The 21807-nt window shown below is 66.5% G+C and carries 19 protein-coding genes; 10 read left to right on the top strand and 9 right to left on the bottom strand.

Going from position 1 to position 21807, the window contains the following annotated elements:
- Window positions 1-15: 15 nt before the first annotated feature.
- Together BW981_RS13470 and BW981_RS13465 are read right to left on the bottom strand one after the other, a co-directional pair.
- On the bottom strand, window positions 16-393 hold the full coding sequence (locus tag BW981_RS13470) for a response regulator (protein WP_076439997.1): 378 nt from the start codon (window positions 391-393) through the stop codon (window positions 16-18).
- A 147-nt stretch (window positions 394-540) separates the two neighbouring features.
- Complete coding sequence (locus BW981_RS13465) at window positions 541-1041, bottom strand: DUF992 domain-containing protein (protein WP_175624127.1); 501 nt, start codon at window positions 1039-1041, stop codon at window positions 541-543.
- 108 nt (window positions 1042-1149) lie between these two features.
- On the opposite strand from BW981_RS13465, the gene BW981_RS13460 reads away from it, so the two are divergent.
- Window positions 1150-1386 carry a hypothetical protein gene (locus BW981_RS13460; RefSeq protein ID WP_076439995.1) on the top strand — a complete coding sequence of 79 codons (237 nt, stop codon included), beginning with the start codon at window positions 1150-1152 and terminating at the stop codon, window positions 1384-1386.
- Between the two features lie 10 nt (window positions 1387-1396).
- On the opposite strand, the gene BW981_RS13455 is transcribed toward BW981_RS13460, so the two are convergent.
- The 3 genes from BW981_RS13455 to BW981_RS13450 all read right to left on the bottom strand — a co-directional run bounded on the left by BW981_RS13455 (window position 1397) and on the right by BW981_RS13450 (window position 3285).
- Window positions 1397-1945 (bottom strand): extensin-like domain-containing protein, encoded by a 549-nt coding sequence (locus BW981_RS13455; protein WP_280174202.1) that lies wholly within the window; start codon window positions 1943-1945, stop codon window positions 1397-1399.
- A gap of 254 nt (window positions 1946-2199) precedes the next feature.
- Complete coding sequence (locus tag BW981_RS23090) at window positions 2200-2364, bottom strand: hypothetical protein (RefSeq protein ID WP_175624125.1); 165 nt, start codon at window positions 2362-2364, stop codon at window positions 2200-2202.
- Between the two features lie 126 nt (window positions 2365-2490).
- A complete protein-coding gene (locus BW981_RS13450; RefSeq protein ID WP_076439991.1) occupies window positions 2491-3285 on the bottom strand; it encodes a response regulator in 795 nt (264 codons plus the stop codon).
- A gap of 227 nt (window positions 3286-3512) precedes the next feature.
- Between BW981_RS13450 and BW981_RS13445 the strand changes: the two genes are divergently transcribed.
- From BW981_RS13445 to BW981_RS13435, 3 genes are read left to right on the top strand one after another with little or no spacing between them, the layout of a single operon-like run.
- Entirely contained in the window at window positions 3513-3716 is a 204-nt protein-coding gene (locus tag BW981_RS13445) for a NepR family anti-sigma factor (protein WP_139333759.1), read from the top strand.
- Window positions 3703-4287 carry a sigma-70 family RNA polymerase sigma factor gene (locus BW981_RS13440; RefSeq protein WP_076439987.1) on the top strand — a complete coding sequence of 195 codons (585 nt, stop codon included), beginning with the start codon at window positions 3703-3705 and terminating at the stop codon, window positions 4285-4287. The genes BW981_RS13445 and BW981_RS13440 overlap by 14 nt, the downstream gene beginning before the upstream one ends.
- A 6-nt stretch (window positions 4288-4293) precedes the next feature.
- Window positions 4294-5949, top strand: coding sequence for a sensor histidine kinase (locus tag BW981_RS13435; RefSeq protein WP_076439985.1), 1656 nt, complete (start codon window positions 4294-4296; stop codon window positions 5947-5949).
- A 12-nt stretch (window positions 5950-5961) separates the two neighbouring features.
- Here BW981_RS13435 and BW981_RS13430 read toward each other — a convergent pair whose 3' ends face one another.
- Together BW981_RS13430 and BW981_RS13425 are read right to left on the bottom strand one after the other, a co-directional pair.
- Window positions 5962-6873 (bottom strand): transglutaminase family protein, encoded by a 912-nt coding sequence (locus tag BW981_RS13430; RefSeq protein ID WP_076439982.1) that lies wholly within the window; start codon window positions 6871-6873, stop codon window positions 5962-5964.
- Window positions 6874-6994: 121 nt separating this feature from the next.
- Window positions 6995-7276, bottom strand: coding sequence for a hypothetical protein (locus BW981_RS13425; RefSeq protein ID WP_139333758.1), 282 nt, complete (start codon window positions 7274-7276; stop codon window positions 6995-6997).
- A gap of 187 nt (window positions 7277-7463) precedes the next feature.
- Here BW981_RS13425 and BW981_RS13420 point away from each other — a divergent pair, with 187 nt between their 5' ends.
- The 3 genes from BW981_RS13420 to BW981_RS13410 all read left to right on the top strand — a co-directional run bounded on the left by BW981_RS13420 (window position 7464) and on the right by BW981_RS13410 (window position 10535).
- Window positions 7464-8219 carry a Crp/Fnr family transcriptional regulator gene (locus BW981_RS13420; protein WP_076439977.1) on the top strand — a complete coding sequence of 252 codons (756 nt, stop codon included), beginning with the start codon at window positions 7464-7466 and terminating at the stop codon, window positions 8217-8219.
- 391 nt (window positions 8220-8610) lie between these two features.
- Window positions 8611-9204, top strand: coding sequence for a class I SAM-dependent methyltransferase (locus BW981_RS13415; RefSeq protein WP_076440299.1), 594 nt, complete (start codon window positions 8611-8613; stop codon window positions 9202-9204).
- 137 nt (window positions 9205-9341) lie between these two features.
- Window positions 9342-10535, top strand: coding sequence for a sensor domain-containing diguanylate cyclase (locus BW981_RS13410; protein ID WP_076439975.1), 1194 nt, complete (start codon window positions 9342-9344; stop codon window positions 10533-10535).
- Between the two features lie 34 nt (window positions 10536-10569).
- Here BW981_RS13410 and BW981_RS13405 read toward each other — a convergent pair whose 3' ends face one another.
- Entirely contained in the window at window positions 10570-12192 is a 1623-nt protein-coding gene (locus BW981_RS13405) for an ABC-F family ATP-binding cassette domain-containing protein (protein ID WP_076439973.1), read from the bottom strand.
- A 208-nt stretch (window positions 12193-12400) separates the two neighbouring features.
- The gene (gene ybaK / locus BW981_RS13400) at window positions 12401-12874 is read right to left on the bottom strand and encodes a Cys-tRNA(Pro) deacylase (RefSeq protein WP_076439971.1); all 474 of its coding nucleotides are present in this window, start codon (window positions 12872-12874) and stop codon (window positions 12401-12403) included.
- A 181-nt stretch (window positions 12875-13055) separates the two neighbouring features.
- Here ybaK and BW981_RS13395 point away from each other — a divergent pair, with 181 nt between their 5' ends.
- Genes BW981_RS13395 through glgB form a run of 3 tightly spaced genes read left to right on the top strand, consistent with a single transcriptional unit; the run spans window position 13056 to window position 21771 of the window.
- Window positions 13056-16280 carry an alpha-1,4-glucan--maltose-1-phosphate maltosyltransferase gene (locus tag BW981_RS13395; RefSeq protein WP_244560321.1) on the top strand — a complete coding sequence of 1075 codons (3225 nt, stop codon included), beginning with the start codon at window positions 13056-13058 and terminating at the stop codon, window positions 16278-16280.
- A 14-nt stretch (window positions 16281-16294) separates the two neighbouring features.
- Window positions 16295-19576 (top strand): maltose alpha-D-glucosyltransferase, encoded by a 3282-nt coding sequence (gene treS, locus BW981_RS13390; RefSeq protein ID WP_076440295.1) that lies wholly within the window; start codon window positions 16295-16297, stop codon window positions 19574-19576.
- Window positions 19573-21771 carry a 1,4-alpha-glucan branching protein GlgB gene (gene glgB, locus BW981_RS13385; RefSeq protein WP_210188668.1) on the top strand — a complete coding sequence of 733 codons (2199 nt, stop codon included), beginning with the start codon at window positions 19573-19575 and terminating at the stop codon, window positions 21769-21771. The genes treS and glgB overlap by 4 nt, the downstream gene beginning before the upstream one ends.
- Window positions 21772-21807: the final 36 nt, after the last annotated feature.

The raw sequence follows: 21807 nt of genomic DNA, 5'->3' as shown, positions 1-21807 counted from the left end.
GGCGCCGGCTGACTGTCAGACCGCGGCCTCGACCGGGGGCTTGCCGATCGCATTGACGACGAATGTGGCGACCTCATGCGTCGAGAATGGCTTGCGCAGGAAATGCGCTGCCCGCAGAGGCGTCGGCACCTCCTGCGGCGCGGAGCCGGAAACGAACGCGAAGGGGATGCCGATCTGCAGCAGCGTGCTGGCGACTTCGAAGGTCTTGCCGCCCACGACATCGATGTCCAACAACGCACAAGACAACTTGTCCGCCGCGGCGCGACGGGCGGCTGCAACGGATTCGACGACGATCAGTTCTGCCTCGCCGCCGAGCTGTTCGGCCACGGCCGACTCGATGTCCATGGCAATGAACGGATCGTCTTCGACGATAAGGACGCGGATGTCAGCCATCGGGCGGCTTTCTACTCATTTACTCTGCTACACCACCTCAACGTGAGAGATGAGGCGATGTTCCGGGCTGACTTTGCGTCAGGCGCGGTTTCTTTGGATTTGACCGGAATTTTGCGACGATAGGAGTTATCAATCCGTAAGCGCGGTTCAGCGTCGGCGGCGCGGCGTGTTGAGCGTGAGATCAAGTCCGGTCACGCCGATGGCAATGTTGATGCCCCGCAGCGTCTGCACCGCCAGCGGGCGCAGGGACACGGACTTGCCCCGCCCCCCGACAAGGATGGGCGGGCCAGACGATCCATCGGCAGCCGCAAGGCCCGGCCCGGCACTGTACGAGCCGCTGAGCGCGCCGAGCGGCGCGCGGGCATAAGGGCCATAGACGCGCCAGCTCATGCGGGTACCGCGCATGGCGCTCAAATCGACGCTGAACTGCTTGACGACGGCGGTATAGATCTGGTTCGGCCCCCGCCGCGGGTGAAAGCGGCATTGCATGGGCTTCTGCGACTTGACCACCGCGGCCGCATTGGGACCGATCGTGCAGGACAGCCTTCCGCCCGGCGGGCCGGACTGGGCCAGAGCTCCGGTCCCCGACGCCAACAGGCAGCCGAGCGCGGCCCCCGCGAGGCTGAAGCTCGAATGCCGAATGCTCATCGCAGTGCTCCTGGCGCAGACGGGACGCAACGCCCCAAGATGCCCACAGTTCCGGCTCATTGGAACCACGGACGGGAGGTTGAGTTCTCACTGCATCTTGGCATGGGAATGGCGATGTCCGTGAATCGTCCACAGGCGCAGATTCTTGTCAGCGCGAATGGCTCCTTCGATCATCTGGCTGTCCCGCCGTTCTGGGAGCTGGAAGAACTCATCGATCACGGGTTGGAGCGCGCTGGTGCGTTGGCCGTGATGGCTGCTCGCCGGACGAAGCCGATGCTTGCAAAGGACAGGCCCTGCGACCCGGCGCAGATGCCCGCCATGATCGCTTTGGCCCCGACGGCCTGAAGAATTGGTCTCATTGGCAGAACCGGGAGGCGGGCGAGCGCCGCTCCTGGATATCGACATGCAGATGATCGGCATGGGCGGCGTCCGAACCCGGTCCCAGTGCGGTCATGAACGCACCGCAGGCGGATTGGCGGGTCGCGGCGAGGAAACGCTCTTGCGGAACACCGTCAGGCTTCGCCACCCGAATCTCGGATGAGCCTGCACCCGGCTCCAGGCGGAACGCGAAGATGTCGAGTGCTTCTCCGGTGGCATGCTCGCTGAACGGCCCGGCCGATGCGCGGTTGCGACGGCGGCATTCCTGCCCTCCGCCGACCTGCAGTGCCAGGAGATCCTTTTCGAACTGGCCTCGTGCCAAGGGCTGTACCGCGATGTCGAGCCAGCCTGAGACCGCCTTTGCCATGGCGCAGCTGAGCGTCGGGGGCGGCACGAGCGCCACCGTTCCGGAACTGGAGCGAACCGCCAGGGCTTCGACCACGACGGCTTCCTTGATCCGGCAGGCCTGATCCCGCGGCAGTTGCTCTGGTGGAGCAGGCCTGATCCTGTTGCCTTGAACCGCCATCAGGGCGTCGATGCAGCCGGCTGCGCCGGGCTCGCGCGGGGCAGCGCCCAGCTCCTGCGCGGGCTGGGACCGTTGCGGCTCGGGCTGCGATGGGTCGATCCGCTCGTGGCGCGGCTTCTCCGGCGCGCCCAACTCGGCGGGCCGAGGCGGAGGCATCACCGGAGAGGCGGCCGGCGACGTGATCGCCGCAAGACCGACCATGGCCGCCAGTGTGGCCGCTGCGAGGCTGCGGGATCGACCTTGTCGCGAAGGCTTCAGCTGTCGAGGGCGGCGGCGCTGGCCACCGCGATTCCCGTCAGCCCCGCCAGCGCGAGCGACAGAATATCCGCCCCCATCGCATCGGGTGGAATGATCCCCGTAAACAGAGCCGTAGCGACCGATGTCGCCCCGATCACCGCCGCCATGCACGTCATCGCCATCGTCCATGCCCTCCCGGTTGTCTCCCTGCCGACTCGCGAACGTCGGTCTCGGGATCCTGTTCCGGGTTTGAACGAAAAAACCCCGCGGCTCGCCGCGGGGTCTGAACGCGACATTTGATAGAAGCCTCAGGCGGCCTTGCGGCCCGCGCGCCGATCGAAGAACAGGGCCTGGCTGATCGCCGCCTTCACCGCCTCGGGCTGGAACGGCTTGGTGATGAGGAAGGCCGGCTCGGGCCGGTCGCCGGTCAGAAGCCTTTCGGGATAGGCTGTGATGAAGATCACCGGCACGTCGATCGAGGACAGGATCTCGTTCACGGCATCGAGACCGGAGCTGCCGTCCGCGAGCTGGATATCCGCCAGAACCAGGCCGGGACGCTTCTTGGCCACGAGGGCGATCGCCTCGCGCTGGGTGCGCGCCACGCCGGTGACGGTATGGCCGAGCTCCTCGACCATCGTCTCGATGTCGAGCGCGATGATCGGCTCGTCCTCGATGATGAGAACGTCGGTCGCGACCTGTTCGGCAATCTCCTGCCCGGCCGTCTGGATCAGCGTGGCGGCCTCGTCGGCCGGCACGTTCATGATCGTCCCGACCTCGTCGATCGAGAAGCCCTCGACCGTCCGCAGCAGGAAGGCCTGGCGTGGCCGCGGCGTGAGCGCGTCCAGGTTGCGCTCGGCGGGTGCCCGGCCGAGTTCGATCACCGGCTCGCTCATGTCGACCCCGGTCGACGACCAGAGCTTGAGGAAGGTGCGGTAGAGGCCGATGCGCGGGTCGACGTCCCGCGGGAAGCCCGAAGGATCAGCGACCAGCGCCTCCAGCATCGCAACGACATGTGCGTCGCCGCTGGCTTGCGTGCCGCTGAGGGCGCGCGCGAAGCGGCGCAGATAGGGCAGATGAGGCGCGATTTCCTTGGCGATAGACATGATGCGTCCTTATTATCCTTGTGCAATAATGGCTTAGGCGGCGGTCCTGACAAGGTTTTTATTTTTGCGGAAAGCCGGAACTTTTCGCGAGAACCCCTGTTATTAGGGCGCATTGGTGTTGCCATCGCCATCCGGCCGCGGCGAACCGATTGGTTTGAATATCCGGGACCCGCTGGAAAAGCAGGCCCGGCGGCGCGAGGGCTGTGATGACGAATATGGATGCAGCGATGTCCGACCCCGGGGCGAGCGACAATGACGATCTCGACATGGTGCTAGACCCGAAGGTGCAGGAATCGATCGGCCGCTCGCTGAAAGCGCATTACGACGACATCGTCAGCGCCCCGGTGCCAGACAAGTTCCTCGTCCTGCTGGCGCAGCTCGAGGCGACCGAACAGCGCGCAGCCGGAGCCTCGTCCGATGAGCGCAACTGACCTCAAGGCGGCCGAGTTCAAGGCAACCGAATTCAAGGACGGGCTGATCCGCGAAATCCCGAACCTGCGCGCCTTCGCGGCGTCGCTCTCGGGCTCGATGCAACTCGCCGACGATCTGGTGCAGGACACCCTTCTCAAGGCCTGGGGCAATTCGGAGAAGTTCGAGCCGGGGACGAGCCTGCGCGCCTGGCTCTTCACCATCCTGCGCAATACCTATTACTCGCTGTACCGCAAGCGCGGCCGCGAGGTTCAGGACAGCGAAGGCACCTATGCCGAGCGCATGGCGACGCATGGCAACCAGGAAAGCCATCTCGACCTTGCCGATTTCCGCAAGGCCCTTGCCAAGCTCCCGGAGGAGCAGCGCGAAGTGCTGATCATGGTCGGGGCGACAGGGCTGTCCTATGAGGAAGCCGCCGAGATCTGCGGCGTGGCCATCGGGACGATCAAGAGCCGCGTGAACCGAGCCCGCACCAAGCTGGCCGAGCTTTTGTCCATCGGCAGCGTCGATGACCTGGGTCCGGACCGCACGAGCGCGGCAGCCATGCAGAGGATCGGTTCCGAAACAGTCTGAACCCCGATGCGCCTTGCCCGTTTCAGCACCGTTAGGGCACGCCTTCTGGCGCTCCTGTTCGCGATCGCCCTGCCGATCGCCTGCGTAACGGCCCTGGCTGTTGCGACGGCCTATCGCTCCATCACCAACGCCATCGAAGCCTCCCAGTTACAGGCGGCTGACGATTTCGCCGTCCGGACCCGGGTCTGGTACCGCGGGGCGCTGCGCTCGCTTCTGTCCTTCGGTACGGCGATGAGCGCGAGCAAACTGTCTGCCGAGGCCTGCGGGCAGGCGGGGCAGGCGACTTTGGTGGAAGTGAAAGGCTTCTCGGCTATCCTGCTGCGCATGGCCGATGGGCGCAGTTGCGCGGCGTCGCGTGATCCTGCGATCCAGGCGGGCGACTTGGCAAAGGCCGCCGACCGCATGGGCAGCCTGCCGCGGGTCCCTGCATGGGGAGGCCAGGAGCTCGCAGACGCCCGTTACGGCCAGATATCGCTGGGAAACAGTCGTTTCCTCGTGGTTCACGCTTCAAATCCCGATCCGGCTCCGGGCAATCTGAGGGACGGCCTGCTCCTGGTGGACCCCGGCGTTCTTGATAACGTCTTCGACTTGGGCAACGGAAGCCAGGGCATGGAGGTGGCGCTGGTGTCCCGCGCCAGCGGCGTCGTGGCCAGCCGGGGGGCCGGCGACGACACAAGCTGGCTTCCGGAGGATAATAACAACATCCCTGCTCGCGGCGGGCGCTGGGAGGGCCGTAGTCGGAGCGGGGAGACGCGGGCCTATGTCGCGCGTGCCGTCGCCGATCCGGACTTTTATGTCATCGCTGGCTTCGACGATGCGCGCGAGCGGGCCGCGCGGATTCAGTTTGCCGTGCTGTTGCTGGCGCCGCTGATCACGCTCGGCCTGTTGGGTGCGGTCTATCTGCGCGCGCTGGAGAAGCATTGCCTGCGCTGGTTGCGGAGCATCGAGGCGGCGGCGCGGACCCGGCCCGCCGGTGCGACCTCCCGCGCCTTGGTTGCCGACGACATGCCAAGCGACATGCGCAGCGTCGCGGAAGCCTTCAACACCATGGTCGACGAGCAGGAGGTGCGTCAGCGCCGGCTCCAGACCGCGCTCGACGACAACCGCTTCCTGGTGCGGGAGCTGCATCACCGGGTGAAGAACAGCCTGCAGGTCGTGCAGAGCTATATCGGCCTGAGCAAGCGCGACTATCAGAGCGAAGCACGCCTGGCTCTGGCCGATGCCGAGTGCAGGGTCCACGTCCTGTCGGCCGCCTATCGTTTCACCCTCGCGGATGGCGAGATGCAGCCGGTCCGCGTCGACCTGTTCCTCGAGGACGTCGTCACGATGATCTCGAACCTGATCCGCAGCCGCGACCAGTCGGTCGTCAGCCGCATCGAGACCGAGGCTGTCCTGTCGGTGGATCGCATCATTCCGCTCGGCTTCGTCGTCGCCGACGTAGCCTCGCGCGTGCTGCGCAGCACGCCCGGCGTTTCCGTGACCGTGCTGGTGCACGACATCGATGCCGACACGATCGAGATCGCGCTGGAGGCCGACCGGGACATTCCCTTCCGCGAGCCGCCGCGCCTGTTCGCGGGGCTGCTCTCGCAGATCCAGGCGGTTCAAAGCGCCGAGGCGGAGGGGCGCGTTCTGGGGCGTTGGCGCGTGAAGCACGAAGGCTGAGGTGGCGGAGCCTCAGGCGGCCGACGAGGCCGGCAACAGCGGCTCTTCGGCCGGGCCGGGGATGGGCTCGATCGAAACCCCGACGCTGAGGCCGATGAAGGATCCCGCCGGCCCGGTGAAGCTGCCGGCGACCGGTGAAGCGTCGTCGGGAACACGCGCCACGGCGACACGCAGCAGCTGCCGGTCGGCGACGAGATCGTTCGTCGGGTCGAATTCGATCCACCCGTCACCCGGGATGAACACGTCCGCCCAGGCATGGGTCAGGCCGATCGGCGAAACCAGCCCGGCCGCATCAGGCGTGAGGTCCTGGATATAGCCGGTCACGAACCGGGCTGCGAAGCCGAGGCGGCGGGCCATCTCGATGAAAAGCCAGGCATAGTCCCGGCAGGATCCCCGACCTGAAAGCAGGGTATCGGCCGGATGCTGCGTGCCCTCGTCGTAGCGCACGGAATAGCCCAGTCCGACATTGATCTCATGCGCGAGGTCGCGCAGCAGATGGCCCGAGCCCTGGTCGGCGCGCTGCCGAAAGTCCGAAAGCCAGCGCTCCAGCACGCGATCGGCATCGGCCGCGGCGGGGTCGAGATAAGGCTGGAGCACGGCTTGCTCGCTGTCGCTGTAGGACAAGCCGGTCAGGACGGCTTCGGGAGCCATCCGCGTGTGGGGCAGCGCCGGGCCGAAGCGCTCGAGCGTCAGTTCGCTGATGATGTCGAGCGTATCCGAAGATTCGGAGAACTCCGCGACCGCGATGGGGTTGCCATAGGCATCGTGCAGCCAGCGCAGTTCGGCGGCCGGCGAAATGCTGAGCGCGGTATCGACGACGCGCAGGTCGAAGCTGTCCCGCGGCCGCAGCATCAGCCGGTGCGGGCCGAAGGAGACGGGCTGCGTGTAGCGATAGGTCGTCGCGTGGCGGATGCGCAGATACATGGTCGTTCCGCGATGAAGCCGTCCGAATGGTCAAAAAACAAGCCGCCGTGAGGCGGCTTTGAAGTGGAGCGCGAGGATGCGCGGGAGGGTAACGCCGCAAGGACGCTCGTGTTCCGCTCCGTCAGCGCAAAATTGTCGTGCGGCTCTGCTCGGCCATCGCCTGCTGGGACGGGCTGGGAATCGCGCGCTTGGCGGCGCTCTCGGTCTGGTCGGAGCGATTGACGGCGGCGAACTGCGCTCCGGCCGGCACCGCGTCGGCGCCTCGTGCCAGCGCGACGGTCGTCGAGCTCTCGTCGGTCGGAATCTGGAAGGCGGAGCCGAGGGTCAGGCCACCCACGACCGCTCCCATGCATCCGAAGAAGATCAGGGCGCGCTTGGCCGGAGCGAAGCTGTGGTTCAGCATGTCAGTCTCCCAAGGCTCGCCGGCCTCCTGGCCGGCTTTCATGACGGAAAAACGCCGCGAAACCGCCAAAGGTTCCCTTGGGCAGCCATTGCCGGGCGCTCGTGGAGGCAGCGGGACCATGCTATAGGAATAAGCGTCGTTGATGCCGTCGCCTTCGGGGTGGCGGCTCGGGGGATAGGCTTGCGTGATGAACCAGATGATGCGGCATGGACGTGTCGGCACACCGTGCCTCGCCTGTCCCCTGCGTCTGAAGCCTGCCTTCAAGGACAAGACGGACGATGAAATCCGCTTCATCCAGGCGATGAAGACGGATCACCGCATCCTTCCGGCGGGCAGCGACATCATCCATCCCGGTCAGGATGATGCCGAGCTCTACACCCTCTTCTCCGGCTGGGCCTTCCGCTACAAATCCCTGCCCGACGGGCGCCGGCAGATCCTGAACTTCCTGCTGCCTGGCGATCTCGTCGGCCTGCAGGCCTCGCTGCTGTCGGCTGCCGAGCATGGCATCGAGGCCTTGACGGAGGTCGAGGTCTGCACCTTCCCGCGCAAGCGGATCTGGGATCTCTTCGTCAAGATGCCGAACCTCGCCTATGAGCTGTCCTGGCTCGGTTCGCGCGAGGAATGCATGGTCGACGATAATCTGACCTCGGTTGGCCAACGCAATGCCGGCGAGCGGATCGCCGCGCTCGTGATCACCCTTTTCCATCGGGCGGATGCGTTGGGACTGGTCAGCCAAGGCAGCTTCGAGTTCCCGCTCTCGCAGCAGCAGCTCGCCGACGCGCTCGGCCTTTCGCTCGTTCACACCAGCAAGACATGGTCGCGCCTGCGCAAGGCTGGGCTTTTTGCGCTGTCGGGCGGGCGCCTGACGCTGCTCAACCCGCGGCTGACTGCCCATATGGCGGCGATCTACAATCGCCCCGCCGGCGTTCGCCCGCTGATCTGACGGCAGAGCCCGTCCCCCACGTGAACGTCTTGCGACCCGCCGAGCGGGGCGCTTCGACGAGCACCGCCCGCTTTGCGAAACCGCCTGATGCCTGCGAAAACACTTGGCGCGCGGGCCGACTTGACCCCATATGCCGCGAAGGTAACGTTGCGTTGCGCCGAGGGGGACTCTCGCGGCGCCGAGGAATGATATGGCTTCGACGACACGACATCGTCCGCCGCGCGCGGTTTCGATCGCGGCTCGCCTCGGGCAGTCGCGCGTGGGCAGCAGGCTCGAGGGCGAGGTTCGCGTCACGGCCGCCGATCTGGTCGACAGCGTCGCCGAGGCCAGGCTCAAGGTGGCGGCGGTCCGCTACAAGGTCGAGAGCGAGGTCCGCAACAAGACGCAGAAGCTGAGGAGCCGCGTCAGCGAGGCCAAGGCCAAGCTCGGCGACGAGGCCCGCTTCATCAAATCCTGGATCGACGATCCGCTGCGCACCGGCTCCGTCACGCCGTCGAGCCCGGCCCTCGCACGCCGCATGGCCTCCTTCGTCGATCCGCAGAAACCCGGCCCGGTCATCGAGATCGGCCCCGGCACCGGCCCGGTCACCGAGGCTCTGATCGAGCGCGGCATCGGCGAGGAGCGCCTCGTCCTGGTCGAGTACAGCCCGGAATTCTGCGATCTGCTGCGCAAGCGCTTTCCGCGCGCCACGGTGGTGCAAGGCGATGCCTACGCCCTCTCCACGACCCTCGCCGGCCATCTGGAGGAGAAGGCGATCGCGCTGGTGTCCAGCCTGCCGCTGTTCAACCGGCCGCCGGCGACGCGTACGGCGCTGGCGCGCGAGGCCTTTCCCCTGATGGTCGAGGGCGCGCCCTTCATCCAGTTCACCTATTCGGTGATCTCGCCGATCCCGCGCAAGGGTTCCGGGCTCAAGGCCTTCGTCTCGGATTGGGTGCTGCGCAACATCCCGCCGGCGCGCGTCTGGGTCTACCGGCAGGCGAATTGACGCAGCCTTGCGCGGCGCGGCCTGTCTTGCGAATACCGCAGCCGATCCACACAGAATCGTAACCCCCTTCGGCTAGCCACCACCTAGCCGATCAGCCTTCTGGCTTGCCTTGACATCGGCCGGAGTCCAAACCGCCGATGAGTGGTGCAGCCCTGCGTTTCAGCTTGCCGCGCTGGCGCGTGACGCGCTGGCTCGTCGATGCCGGCCCGGACGTCCCCAGCGAGATTCGCACTGCGCTGATCGGGAGCCTGTTCGGCACGTTGCCGATCTTCGCCGGCGGCGTGCTGAACTCGGTGGCTGTGTCGTTCCTGATCGCCTGGCGCATTCCGACGCTGCCGTTCCAACTCTGGTGCGCCTTTGAGGTTCTTTGCTGCGTCGTCCGGTTGCTCGTGCTGTCGAGCGCGCGGAGCCGGGCCGAGCGGGGGCTGTCCACTCCCACGGACATCTATCTCCTGCTGGGCGTTGCCTGGGCCTCGGGCATCGGCGCCGGCACGTTCCTCAGCCTGACCAGCGGCGACTGGGTGGTCGGGGCGCTGGCCTGCCTGTCGGCGGCCGCAATGGTGGGCGGCATCTGCTTCCGCAATTTCGGGGCGCCGCGCATGGTCGGGGTGATGATCGCACTGACGCTCGGGCCCTGCTGCCTGGCGGCGCCCTTCGTCGACCAGCCGATCATGCTGGTCACCTTCATGCAGATTCCCTTCTATCTCTTCAGCATGACCGTCGCCGCCTACAAGCTGAACGCGATGCTGATCTCGACCATGCGGGCGGAGCGCGAGAACGCCTTCCACGCCCGTCACGACATGCTGACCGGCCTGTCGAACCGCGCCGGTTTGAGCAGGGCCTTCAGCACCCGCTTCGCGGCCGCGCCGGAAGGCCGCCGGCTGGCACTGATCTATCTCGACCTCGACGGCTTCAAGATCGTCAACGACAGTTACGGCCACATGGCCGGCGACGCGCTGCTGCAACTCGTCGCCGAACGCCTGCGCGCCCTCGTTCGCAATGCCGACACGGCCGCCCGCATCGGCGGGGACGAGTTCGTCGTGCTCTCCGAGCAGACCGAGCGCGCGCAGCTGCAGAAGCTGGGCGATCGCCTGGTGCGCGAAATCTCCAAGCCCTATGAGCTCGACAGCGGGCACCACATCGCGATCGGCGCCTCAGTCGGCATCGCCCTCGCGCCGGATCACGGCACCGATCTCGCGGCCCTGATGAATGCGGCCGATGCGGCGCTTTACGAGGCGAAGTCCCGCGGCAAGGCGCTGTGCGTCATCGCGGGCCAGAACGCGCTGATCGAGGGCGGGAGCGCGGGCCCCGGACTGCAGCGGCTGCATTGAAGGCGCGTCGGCCGGCGTGTGCCGGCCCGGCGCCTCAACTCCGCAGGCCCGGCGCTTCCTGGCCGGTGCGCGCGACATATTCGGTATAGCCGCCGCCATAGGCATGGATGCCTTCCGGCGTCAGCTCCAGCAGCCGGTTCGACAGCGCCGCGAGAAAATGCCGGTCGTGGCTGACGAAGAGCATCGTGCCCTCGTAGTTCGAGAGCGCGGTGATCAGCATTTCCTTGGTCGCGATGTCGAGATGGTTCGTCGGCTCGTCCAGCACCAGGAAATTCGGCGGATCGTAGAGCATCATGGCCATGACGAGACGTGCCTTCTCGCCGCCGGACAGCACGCGGCAGCGCTTCTCGACATCGTCGCCCGAGAAGCCGAAGCAGCCGGCCAGCGACCTGAGCGAACCCTGGCCGGCCTGCGGAAACCGGTCCTCCAGCGTCTCGAAGACGGTGCGGTCGCCCTCCAGCACTTCCATCGCATGCTGGGCGAAATAGCCGAGCTTGACGCTGGCCCCCATATTCACCGTCCCGGCGTCCGGTGTGGTCGTGCCGGTGACGAGCTTCAGCAATGTCGACTTGCCGGCGCCGTTGACGCCGAGCACGCACCAGCGCTCCTTGCGCTGGATCTGGAAATTCAGCCCTTCATAGATGCTGCGGCTGCCATAGGCCTTGCCGACATTCCTGAGGCTGACGACGTCGTCGCCCGAGCGCGGCGCCGGCTGGAACTCGAAAGCGACCGACTGGCGCCGGCGCGGCGGCTCGACGCGCTCGATCTTGTCGAGCTTCTTCACCCGGCTCTGGACCTGCGCGGCATGGGAGGCGCGGGCCTTGAAGCGCTCGATGAAGGCGATCTCCTTGGCCAGCATCGCCTGCTGGCGCTCGAACTGCGCCTGCATCTGCTTTTCGGCCAGCGCCCGCTGCTGCTGGTAGAACTCGTAATCGCCGGAATAGGTGGTGAGCGCGCCGCCATCGATCTCGATGATCTTGCCGACGATGCGGTTCATGAACTCGCGATCATGCGAGGTCATCAGGACCGCGCCGTCATAGTTCTTGAGGAAGGATTCCAGCCAGATCAGGCTCTCGAGGTCGAGATGGTTCGAAGGCTCGTCCAGCAGCATCGCATCGGGCCGCATCAGCAGGATGCGAGCGAGTGCGACGCGCATCTTCCAGCCGCCGGACAACCCGCCGACATCGCCCTCCATCATCTCCTCGCTGAAGCCCAAACCCGCGAGCACCTCGCGGGCGCGCCCGTCCAGCGCATAGCCGTCGAGTTCCTCGAAGCGCCCCTGCACCTCGCCATAGCGGGCGATGATGTCCTCCATCTCGTCGGCCCGGTCGGGATCGACCATGGCCGCCTCGAGCTCGGCGAGTTCGGCGGCGACCGCGCTGACCGGGCCGGCCCCGTCCATCACCTCGGCGACCGCGCTGCGGCCGGCCATCTCGCCGACATCCTGGCTGAAATAGCCGATCGTGATGCCGCGATCGGTCGAGACCACACCCTCGTCGGGCGCCTCCTCGCCGGTGATCATGCGGAACAGCGTCGTCTTTCCGGCGCCGTTCGGGCCGACCAGCCCGACCTTCTCGCCCTTGAGCAGCCCGGCCGACGCCTCGATGAAGATGATCTGCTTGCCGTTCTGCTTGCTGATGTTTTCGAGGCGGATCATGGAAATGGGGGAACCTTGGAGGAAGGGGATGGCCGCCAATCCCGTCATTGCGAGCAAAGCGAAGCAATCCAGGGGACCGGGTCAAGGGTCGACCCGGTCCCCTGGATTGCTTCGTCGCTGCGCTCCTCGCAATGACGGAAGGCATCCGATCTGTTGAGAGGGCTCTACGCGATCACGCAGGCTTCGGAAAGGTGGCGCGCGGGCGCGATCAGGCCGAAATCGCCGCGCCGCGGGCATCGGCGCAACGCAGCAGGTCGGCCGGCGAGAGCCTGATCTGCAGGCCGCGCTGCCCACCATTGACGTAGACCAGGTCTTCGGCAAGCGCGGCCTCGTCGATGATCGTGGGCAGCTTGCGCTTCTGGCCGAAGGGGCTGACGCCGCCGACCTTGTAGCCCGTCAGCCGCTCGGCATCCGGCACCGGTGTCATCGCGGCCGACTTGCCGCCGAAGGCGGATGCGACCTTCTTCATGCTCGCCTCGCGGTCGGAGGCCAGAACCACACAGACGGGTTTGCCGTCGACCTGCGCGATCAGCGTCTTCAGCACACGGCGTGGCGGTTCGCCCAGCGCCTCGGCCGCCTGCAGCCCGACGCGAGCGGCACTGGGATCGTAGGCGTAGTCGTGAAGCGTGAAGAGGATGCCGAGGCGCTTCAGCGCGAGGGTGGCGGCGGTCGTCTGCGCCATGGTTCGGGGTCGCCTGTGCAGGGAAAAGTCAGCGCCGGCTTCCTGCCCAGAGTCTCCTGAAAGATCAATGGGCCGCCCTCGCCACGAAGGTTTCGGCAGCCGTGGCTCGCGAGACGTGCTGAAAAGAAGGAACCCCTCTGCAAGGTCGCGGTTGTCCCAGGGAACTCATGGGATAGGCGATATGGCTGAAGCGGCCTCTGATCAGCAGACAATTCAGCGCGAACGGCCGCGCCATCATGGCAAGAATCCTCGGATTTATTATGCACATCCGTGGCTTGCCGACCCGCGTGACTGGCCGGAGGTGGTTGCCGAGGCGGCAGAACTCGGTTTCACTCATCTGCTCTTGGGCTGGCCTTTCGGGTCCGCGGAGGATCTGCTCGCCACGAACAGTCTCGATGCCTTCGCCGGCGAGGATGCGGGCGAGGCTCTGGAGAGGCTCGCGCGCCTCTGCGCCGAAGCCGGCCTGCAGTTATGGCTCGACCTCGCCGTCGCCCGGGTTTCCGCCAAAGGCGAGCTCGCTGCTCAGGTCCGGGAGTTTTTTGCACCGGCCGTGGCGCGCGCGCTGGACCCCCGCACCATCTCGTCGACCGATACCCTCGAAGCCGCTGCCGAACATCCGCAGTTTGCGGCCTTCTGGGGGCGGCGCCTTTTGGATTGGCAGGCGCGAGGCGTTTCCGGCGTCCGCTGCCACGAGGGAAATGCCATCCCGCTGCACGTCTGGAAGGCCATCCTCGCGCCGGCGCGAGGCGCGGGACGGTCTTTCGAGGCGTTCGGCTGGCTCCCGGAAGTCCCGCGGGGTTCCAAGGTGGCCGCTGCGGAGATCTTCGACTTCCTTCCCTCCTCCGTGGCGTGGTGGAGCGGGTCCGAGACCTGGCTCATGGAGGAGTACGACGCGCTCGCTCCCCTCTGCCGGCTGATCGGCTTTCCGTCCGACCCCTTCGCGACACGCTCGCCGGCGCGCTCGCCCCTCGATGCCAGCCGGGAGCGCGAGCTTCTGGTCGCGGATGCCGCCCTGCTGGCCGATGGCTGGATGATGCCGATGGGGTTCGAATTCGGCCTCGACACCCCCTTCGCCTCGGCGCGGCGGGAGGATGACAGGGCTGCCCGGCAGGGCGGCCTCGACCGGCGGCCTGCGATCCGGGCCACGAACGCGGAGGCTGCCTCATTCGAGAGCCAACGGGCACGCTATCCCAGACAGCGCCCCCTCCTGCTCGCGAAGGACAGGAGCGTCGTCCTGCGCAAGGCGGGCACCGGCGCCGGGCATCTCGTCCAGATCAATCGCGATCCGATCAACCTTGCAGAACCTGCTTGGCGCGAACGCGCGGCCGCTGTCGACGCGGCGCCGGGCGATGGCACGTCCAGCGGCGCGCTACCTCCCGCTTCCGGCCAGGTGATGCCGCTCGTCGCGGCGCGGCCGGGCGAGCCCGATGGCGCCGTGCCGATTGCAGGCCGGCCGGAGCTTGCGGCAGCGCGCATCGCGATCGAGAATGTGCGTCCGATGATCGATGGCGGTCGTTTTCCGGTGAAGCGCCGGATGGGCGACAGCGTGGCGGTCACTGCCGATATCTTCAGCGACGGGCACGATGTGCTCGAGGCCGCGCTGCTATGGCGGCCTGCCGGTCCGGGCGAATGGACCCGGGCCGCGATGCACCATGTCGTCAACGACCGCTGGGAGGGGGAGTTTCCGCTTCTGGACATCGGACGGCATGACTTCGCGATCGAGGCCTGGTGGAGCGAGTTCGGCACCTTCCGGCGGGATTTCGCCAAGAAGCAGGCCGCCGGCCTGGACCTGACCCTGGAGGTCGCGGAGGGAAGGCTGCTCCTGGACAAATTCCTGGCTACCGCGGCGGGAGGCTCGCGCGCTGTCCTTCAGGATCATCTCTCGCGGCTCGGCGGCAATCCCGAGGAGAGCGCCGCGCTTCTGCTCTCGCAGGAACTGGCCGCAGCGATGGCCGCGTCGGATCCAAAGCAGCATGCCACCGGCTCCGAGACGGTTTATCATGTGGAGGCCGACCGGGAGGCTGCCGCATTCTCGAGCTGGTACGAGCTGTTCCCGCGCTCGATCACCGACACGCCGCACCGCCACGGCACCTTCCGCGACGTGGCCGGCCGGCTGCCCGCCATCCGCGAGATGGGGTTCGACGTCCTCTATTTCCCGCCGATCCATCCCATCGGAAAGACCAACCGGAAGGGACGCAACAACACGCTGACGCCGGCCCCCGACGATCCGGGCAGTCCCTACGCGATCGGCTCTCCCGATGGCGGACATGACGCCGTCCATCCCGAACTCGGGACGCTGGACGATTTCCGCATGCTGGTTGCCGAGGCCGAGCGTCACGGGCTGGAGATCGCGCTCGATTTCGCGATCCAGTGTTCGCCCGATCACCCCTGGCTGAAGCAGCATCCGGACTGGTTCAGTTGGCGGCCCGACGGTTCGATGCGCTACGCCGAGAACCCGCCGAAGAAATACCAGGACATCGTCAATGTCGATTTCTACGGGCCGGGCGCGATCCCCGATCTGTGGCTGGCGCTGCGGGACGCCGTTCAGTTCTGGGTCGATCACGGCGTCCGGATCTTCCGCGTCGACAATCCGCACACCAAGCCCTTCCCCTTCTGGGAATGGCTGATCGCCGATATCCGCTCGCGCGATCCCGGTGCCCTGTTCCTGGCCGAGGCCTTCACCCGGCCCAAGGTGATGTACCGGCTGGGCAAGGTCGGATTCTCGCAGTCCTACACCTACTTCACCTGGCGCAACACCAAGGCCGAGATCACCGAATATCTGACGGAGCTCAACGCGGCGCCGGCCAGCGAGATCTTCCGGCCCCACTTCTTCGTCAACACGCCGGACATCAATCCGGTCTTCCTGCAGCACTCGGGCCGTCCCGGCTTCCTGATCCGGGCAGCGCTGGCGGCGACGCTGTCGGGGCTGTGGGGCGTCTATTCCGGCTTCGAACTGTGCGAGAGCGCGGCGATCCCCGGCAAGGAAGAGTATCTCGACAGCGAAAAATACGAGATCAGGCCGCGCGACTGGCAGGCCCCCGGCAATATCGTCGCCGAGATCACGAGCCTGAACCGCATCAGGCGCAACCACCCGGCGCTGCAAAGCCATCTCGGCCTGAGCTTCTACAACGCCTGGGACGACAACATCCTCTATTTTGGCAAGCGGGCAGGACAGCGTGGCGAGATGATCCTCGTCGCGATCAACCTCGATCCGCATGCCGCGCACGAAGCCCAGATCGAGGTGCCGCTCTGGGAGTTCGGCCTGCCTGACCATGCATCGGTCGCGGTGGAGGACCTGATGCTCGGTCATCGCTTCGACTGGCACGGCAAGATGCAGGCCATCCGCCTCGACCCCCAGATCCTGCCCTTTGCGATCTGGCGCATCGTTCCGCCTGAGGGATTTTGATTGTGAACGCGCCGATGCAGCTTGCCGAGACCACCGAAGGCGTGACCACGGGCCCGCACCCCGATGGCCGCGACCCCCAATGGTACAAGGACGCGATCATCTATCAGCTGCATGTGAAGTCGTTTTTCGATGCCAACGGCGACGGCATCGGCGACTTTCCGGGAGTCATGTCGAAGCTCGACTATATCGTCAGCCTCGGCGTCAATGTGCTGTGGCTGCTGCCGTTCTACCCGTCTCCCCGCCTGGACGACGGCTACGACATCTCGGCTTACAAGGCCGTCCACCCGGACTATGGCTCGATCGCGGACGTGAAGCGCTTCATCAAGGCCGCTCACGAGCGCGGGCTGCGTGTGATCACCGAGCTGGTGATCAACCACACCTCCGACCAGCATCCCTGGTTCCAGCGGGCACGGCTCGCCAAGCCAGGCTCCGCGCACCGCAATTTCTACGTCTGGTCGGACAACGACCAGCTCTACTCCGGCACACGCATCATCTTCCTCGACACCGAGCGCTCGAACTGGACCTGGGATGCGGCCGCCGGAGCCTATTTCTGGCATCGCTTCTATTCCCACCAGCCCGACCTGAATTTCGACAATCCCGCCGTCCTCAAGGCGGTGCTCGGAGTCATGCGGTTCTGGCTCGACATGGGCGTGGACGGCCTGCGCCTTGACGCGGTGCCCTATCTGATCGAGCGTGACGGCACCTCGAACGAAAACCTGGCCGAGACCCACGACATCCTGAAGAAGATCAGGGCGGAGCTCGACGCCGCCTATCCCGACCGCATGCTGCTCGCCGAGGCCAATATGTGGCCGGAGGACACGCAGGCCTATTTCGGCGAGGGCGACGAATGCCACATGGCGTTCCACTTCCCGCTGATGCCGCGCATGTACATGGCGATCGCGCAGGAGGACCGGTTCCCGATCACCGACATCATGCGGCAGACCCCGGACATCCCGGAGAACTGCCAATGGGCGATCTTCCTGCGCAACCACGACGAGCTGACGCTGGAGATGGTGACCGACAAGGAGCGGGACTATCTCTGGAACTTCTACGCCACCGACAAGCGCGCCCGCATCAATCTCGGCATCCGTCGCCGCCTCGCGCCGCTGCTGGAGCGCGACCGCCGCCGGATCGAGCTGATGAACAGCCTGCTGCTGTCGATGCCGGGAACGCCGGTGATCTATTACGGCGACGAGCTCGGGATGGGCGACAACATCTTCCTGGGCGACCGCGACGGCGTGCGCACGCCGATGCAATGGTCGCCGGACCGCAATGGCGGCTTCTCGAAGGCCGACCCCGCCAGTCTCGTCCTGCCCCCGATCATGGACGCGCTCTATGGCTTCGACGCGGTCAATGTCGAGGCGCAGACGCGCGATTCGCATTCGCTGCTGAACTGGACGCGGCGCATCCTCGCCGTCCGCAAGGAGCACAAGGCTTTCGGCCGCGGCACCTTGCGCTTCCTCTACCCGAAGAACCGCAAGGCCTTCGCCTATCTGCGCGAGCATGACGGCGAGACGATCCTCTGCGTCGCGAACCTGTCCCGCTCGGCGCAGGCCTTCGAGCTCGACCTGTCGGAATTCGCCGGGCAGCATCCCGTCGAGATGCTCGGCAACGCGATCTTCCCCGCCATCGGCCAGCTCACCTACCTGCTCACATTGCCGCCCTACGGCTTCTACTGGTTCGTGCTGGCGAAGGACGCACAGGTTCCCTCCTGGCATACGCAGGCACCCGAGCCGATGCCGGACTTCGTCACCTTCGTCCTGAGAGGCGGTCCCGACGAGATGATCACGCCGCAATACCGGCGCGAGTTCGAGACCAGCATCCTCCCGCCCTACCTCGTCAAGCGCCGCTGGTTCGCGACAAAGGACCAGCAGCTCACCAGCGCCCGCGTCGCCTTCACCGCCCGTTTTGGCACCGGCAAGGAGACCGCGCTCGTCGCCGTCGAAGCCGATCACCCCAAGGGAACGGACCGGTACCTGCTGCCGCTCGGCATCGACTGGGACGACCAGGTCTCGGCTGCGCTGCCGCAGCAGCTCGCATTGGCCCGCGTCCGGCGGGGGCGGCGCATGGGGTATCTGACCGACGCTTTCACCCTGCCCGGCTTCATCCACGATCTGCTCGGGTTGCTGAAGCAGGGCAGCTCGCTCAAGAGCTCGACGGGCGAGGTGTCCTTCCGGCCCACGCCTGCCTTCGATGCGATCACGGTCGCTCCGGAGGATACCGTCCGCTGGCTCTCCGCCGAGCAGTCGAATTCCTCCGTCATCGTCGACCACAAGGTGATGCTGAAGCTGTTCCGGCGGCTCGCGCCGGGGCAGCATCCCGAGGCCGAGATGACGCGCGTCCTGACCGAGCGTGGCTTCGCCAATGCACCGGCTCTGCTCGGCGAGATCGTCCATGCGCCTGCGGAGGGCGACGAGGAGGTGATGGCCGTCGTCCAGGCCTTCATTCCGGGCGAGGGCGATGCCTGGGAATGGACGATGTCCTATATCGGCCGGTCGCGGGACGAGATGGCCCGCGAAGATCACGAGCTCCATGATCTGCTCGCGACCTATGATACCTTTTCGCGCACGCTCGGACGCCGGCTCGGCGAGATGCATGTCGTCCTGGCGCAGGACAGCGCGGACGAGGCCTTCACGCCCGTTCGCGCCGGAAGCGACCAGGTGGAGCGCTGGCTGCAACGCATCACCGCCCGGATCGAGAATGCCTGCGAGGGGCTGGAGCGTCATCGCGAGACCTTGGCCCCCGACGACCAGGTGCTCGCCGACGCCGTGCTCACCCGTCGCGAGGCGTTGCTCGCGCTTGTCGCGGATCTGTGCGGCGGTGGCGAGGGTGCCCTGCTTCACCGCGTCCACGGTGATTTCCATCTCGGCCAGGTGCTCGTCGCCAGCGGCGACGTCATGATCATCGATTTCGAGGGCGAGCCGGCCCAGCCTCTGGCCGAACGCCGCGGCAAGGACAGCGGCTGGCGCGACGTCGCCGGCATCCTGCGCTCGCTGGATTATGCCATCGCCTCCGGCCGGCGGCTCGGAGCGGCAGCCGGGCGCGAGGAGCGTTACGACGCTTTGGCCGCCCGCTTCCGGGAGATGATGCCGGCAGCGCTGGTCGAGGCCTATCGCGAGGCCGTCGGTGCCGCACACAGCGAAGACGAGGCGGCCTTGCTTGATCTCTTCATGATCGAGAAGGCGGCCTATGAGATCGGCTACGAGGTGAGCAACAGGCCCGACTGGCTCGCCGTGCCGCTGCTCGGATTGACACAGCTGCTGGATCGACTGCTGCCCGGCAAGGACACCGCATGATGGAAGCCACGATCGACCGTGTTCCCCCCTTGGACATGGCCACGGGCGCTGCACTCGCCGCAGGGCGACTCGGCGACCCCTTCGCCGTGCTGGGTCCCCATCAGGGTCCGCGCGGGCGTTATCTGAGGGTCTTCGTGCCGGGCGCCCTGTCTGTCGCCATCCGCCAGGCGGATCGCGAGGATGTCGGCTTGCGCGCGATGGAGCCCGAGGGCGTCTTCGCGGGCGATCTGGGGCCCGGCTCCTACCGGCTGGTCATCGCCTGGCCGGGCGGCGAGCAGGTCATCGAGGATGCCTATGCCTTCGGCCCGCTGCTGGGCGATTTCGACCTCCATCTGCTCGGCGAGGGCCATCACTACCAGCTCGCCGATGCGCTCGGCGCCAATCCGGTGACCATCGACGGTATCCCCGGTGTTCGGTTCGCCGTCTGGGCGCCGAACGCGCAGCGCGTCTCGGTCGTCGGAATCTTCAATGCGTGGGACGGCCGCCGGCACATGATGCGCCGCCGGGGCGAGACCGGCATCTGGGAGCTGTTCGTTCCCCGTCTCGCGAGTGGTGAGCTCTACAAATACGAGCTGGTCGATGCTCATGGTCAGCTCCTGCCCCAGAAGGCCGATCCGGTGGCCCGCGCTGCGGAGCTGCCGCCAGGCACGGCTTCGATCGTGCCGCGCCGGGCCTCGCATGACTGGATGGATGCAGGCTGGATGGCCGAGCGCGCAGGCCGCCAAAGCCAGGGCGCGCCGATCTCGATCTACGAGCTGCATCCCGGCTCATGGGTGCGCGAGCCTGATGGCGAGATACCGGACTGGCGCGGGCTGGCACGACGCCTGGTCCCTTATGCCAAGGGGATGGGCTTCACCCATATCGAGCTTCTGCCGGTGGCCGAACATCCCTTTACCGGGTCGTGGGGCTACCAGCCGCTCGGCCTGTTCGCGCCGACCCGGCGCTTCGGCGAGCCGGAGGATTTTGCCCTTTTCGTCGATGCCTGCCATGCCGAGGGCATCGGCGTGATCGTCGACTGGGTCCCGGCGCATTTTCCGTCGGACGCCCACGGCCTCGCCCGCTTCGACGGCACGGCCCTTTACGAGCATGAGGATCCGCGCGAGGGCTTCCACAAGGACTGGAACACGCTGATCTATAATTTCGGCCGTCGCGAGGTCGCCAATTTCCTGATCGCGAGCGCGTTGTACTGGCTGGAGCATTTCCATGTCGACGGCCTGCGCGTCGACGCGGTCGCCTCGATGCTCTATCGCGACTACAGCCGCCAGCCGGGCGAGTGGGTTCCCAACATCCATGGCGGACGCGAGAACCTTGAGGCCGTCGAGTTTCTGCGCCGGCTCAATATAATCGTCGCCGAGCGGGCGCCGGGCGCGATCGTCATCGCCGAGGAATCGACGGCCTGGCCGGGCGTGACCCGGAGCGTCGACGACGGCGGGCTCGGCTTCTCCTACAAGTGGAACATGGGCTGGATGCACGACACGCTGCATTATCTGGAGCGCGATCCGATCCACCGCCGCCACCATCACCAGGAGATCACCTTCGGGCTCGTCTACGCTTTCTCCGAGCATTTCGTGCTGCCCCTGTCCCATGACGAGGTCGTGCACGGGAAAGGCTCGCTGCTGACGAAGATGCCGGGCGACGACTGGCAGAAATTCGCAGGTTTGCGCGCCTATCTCGCCTTTATGTGGACCCATCCGGGCAAGAAGCTGCTCTTCATGGGCGGGGAGATTGCGCAGCGGCGGGAATGGAACCATGACGGCGAGATCGATTGGGATCTGCTGGAAGACGACCGTCACCGCGGCGTTCAGTCGCTGGTCAGGGACCTGAACCGCCTTTATCGCGAGGTGCCGGCGCTGCATGCGACGGACTCGCTGCCGCAGGGCTTCCGCTGGCTCGTCCAGGACGACTGGCAGAACAGCGTCTACGCCTTCCTGCGTCACCTGCCAGGCGAAAAGCCGGTGCTGGTCGTCGTGAACATGACGCCGGTGCCACGCTGGAATTACCGCATCGGTGTGCCGCATCACGGACAATGGCGCGAGCTCCTCAACAGTGATGCGGCGGACTATGGCGGCACAGGTCTCGGCAATGGCGGCGCCGTGCATGCGCAGGGCGAAGCGTTCGCAGGCGAGCCGGCCTTCGTCGAGATCATCGTCCCGCCGTTGTCCGCGCTGATGTTCACGGCTGAAGAAGCCGGCTAATCAATGGACCGGCGCGCGGCGACCGCTCCCGGGCTT

It is taken from the genome of Allobosea sp. TND4EK4, assembly GCF_900156025.1.
Lineage (GTDB): Bacteria > Pseudomonadota > Alphaproteobacteria > Rhizobiales > Beijerinckiaceae > Allobosea.
Note: the sequence above shows the minus strand (reverse complement) of the source record. Positions and strands in the feature narration are given on the sequence as shown.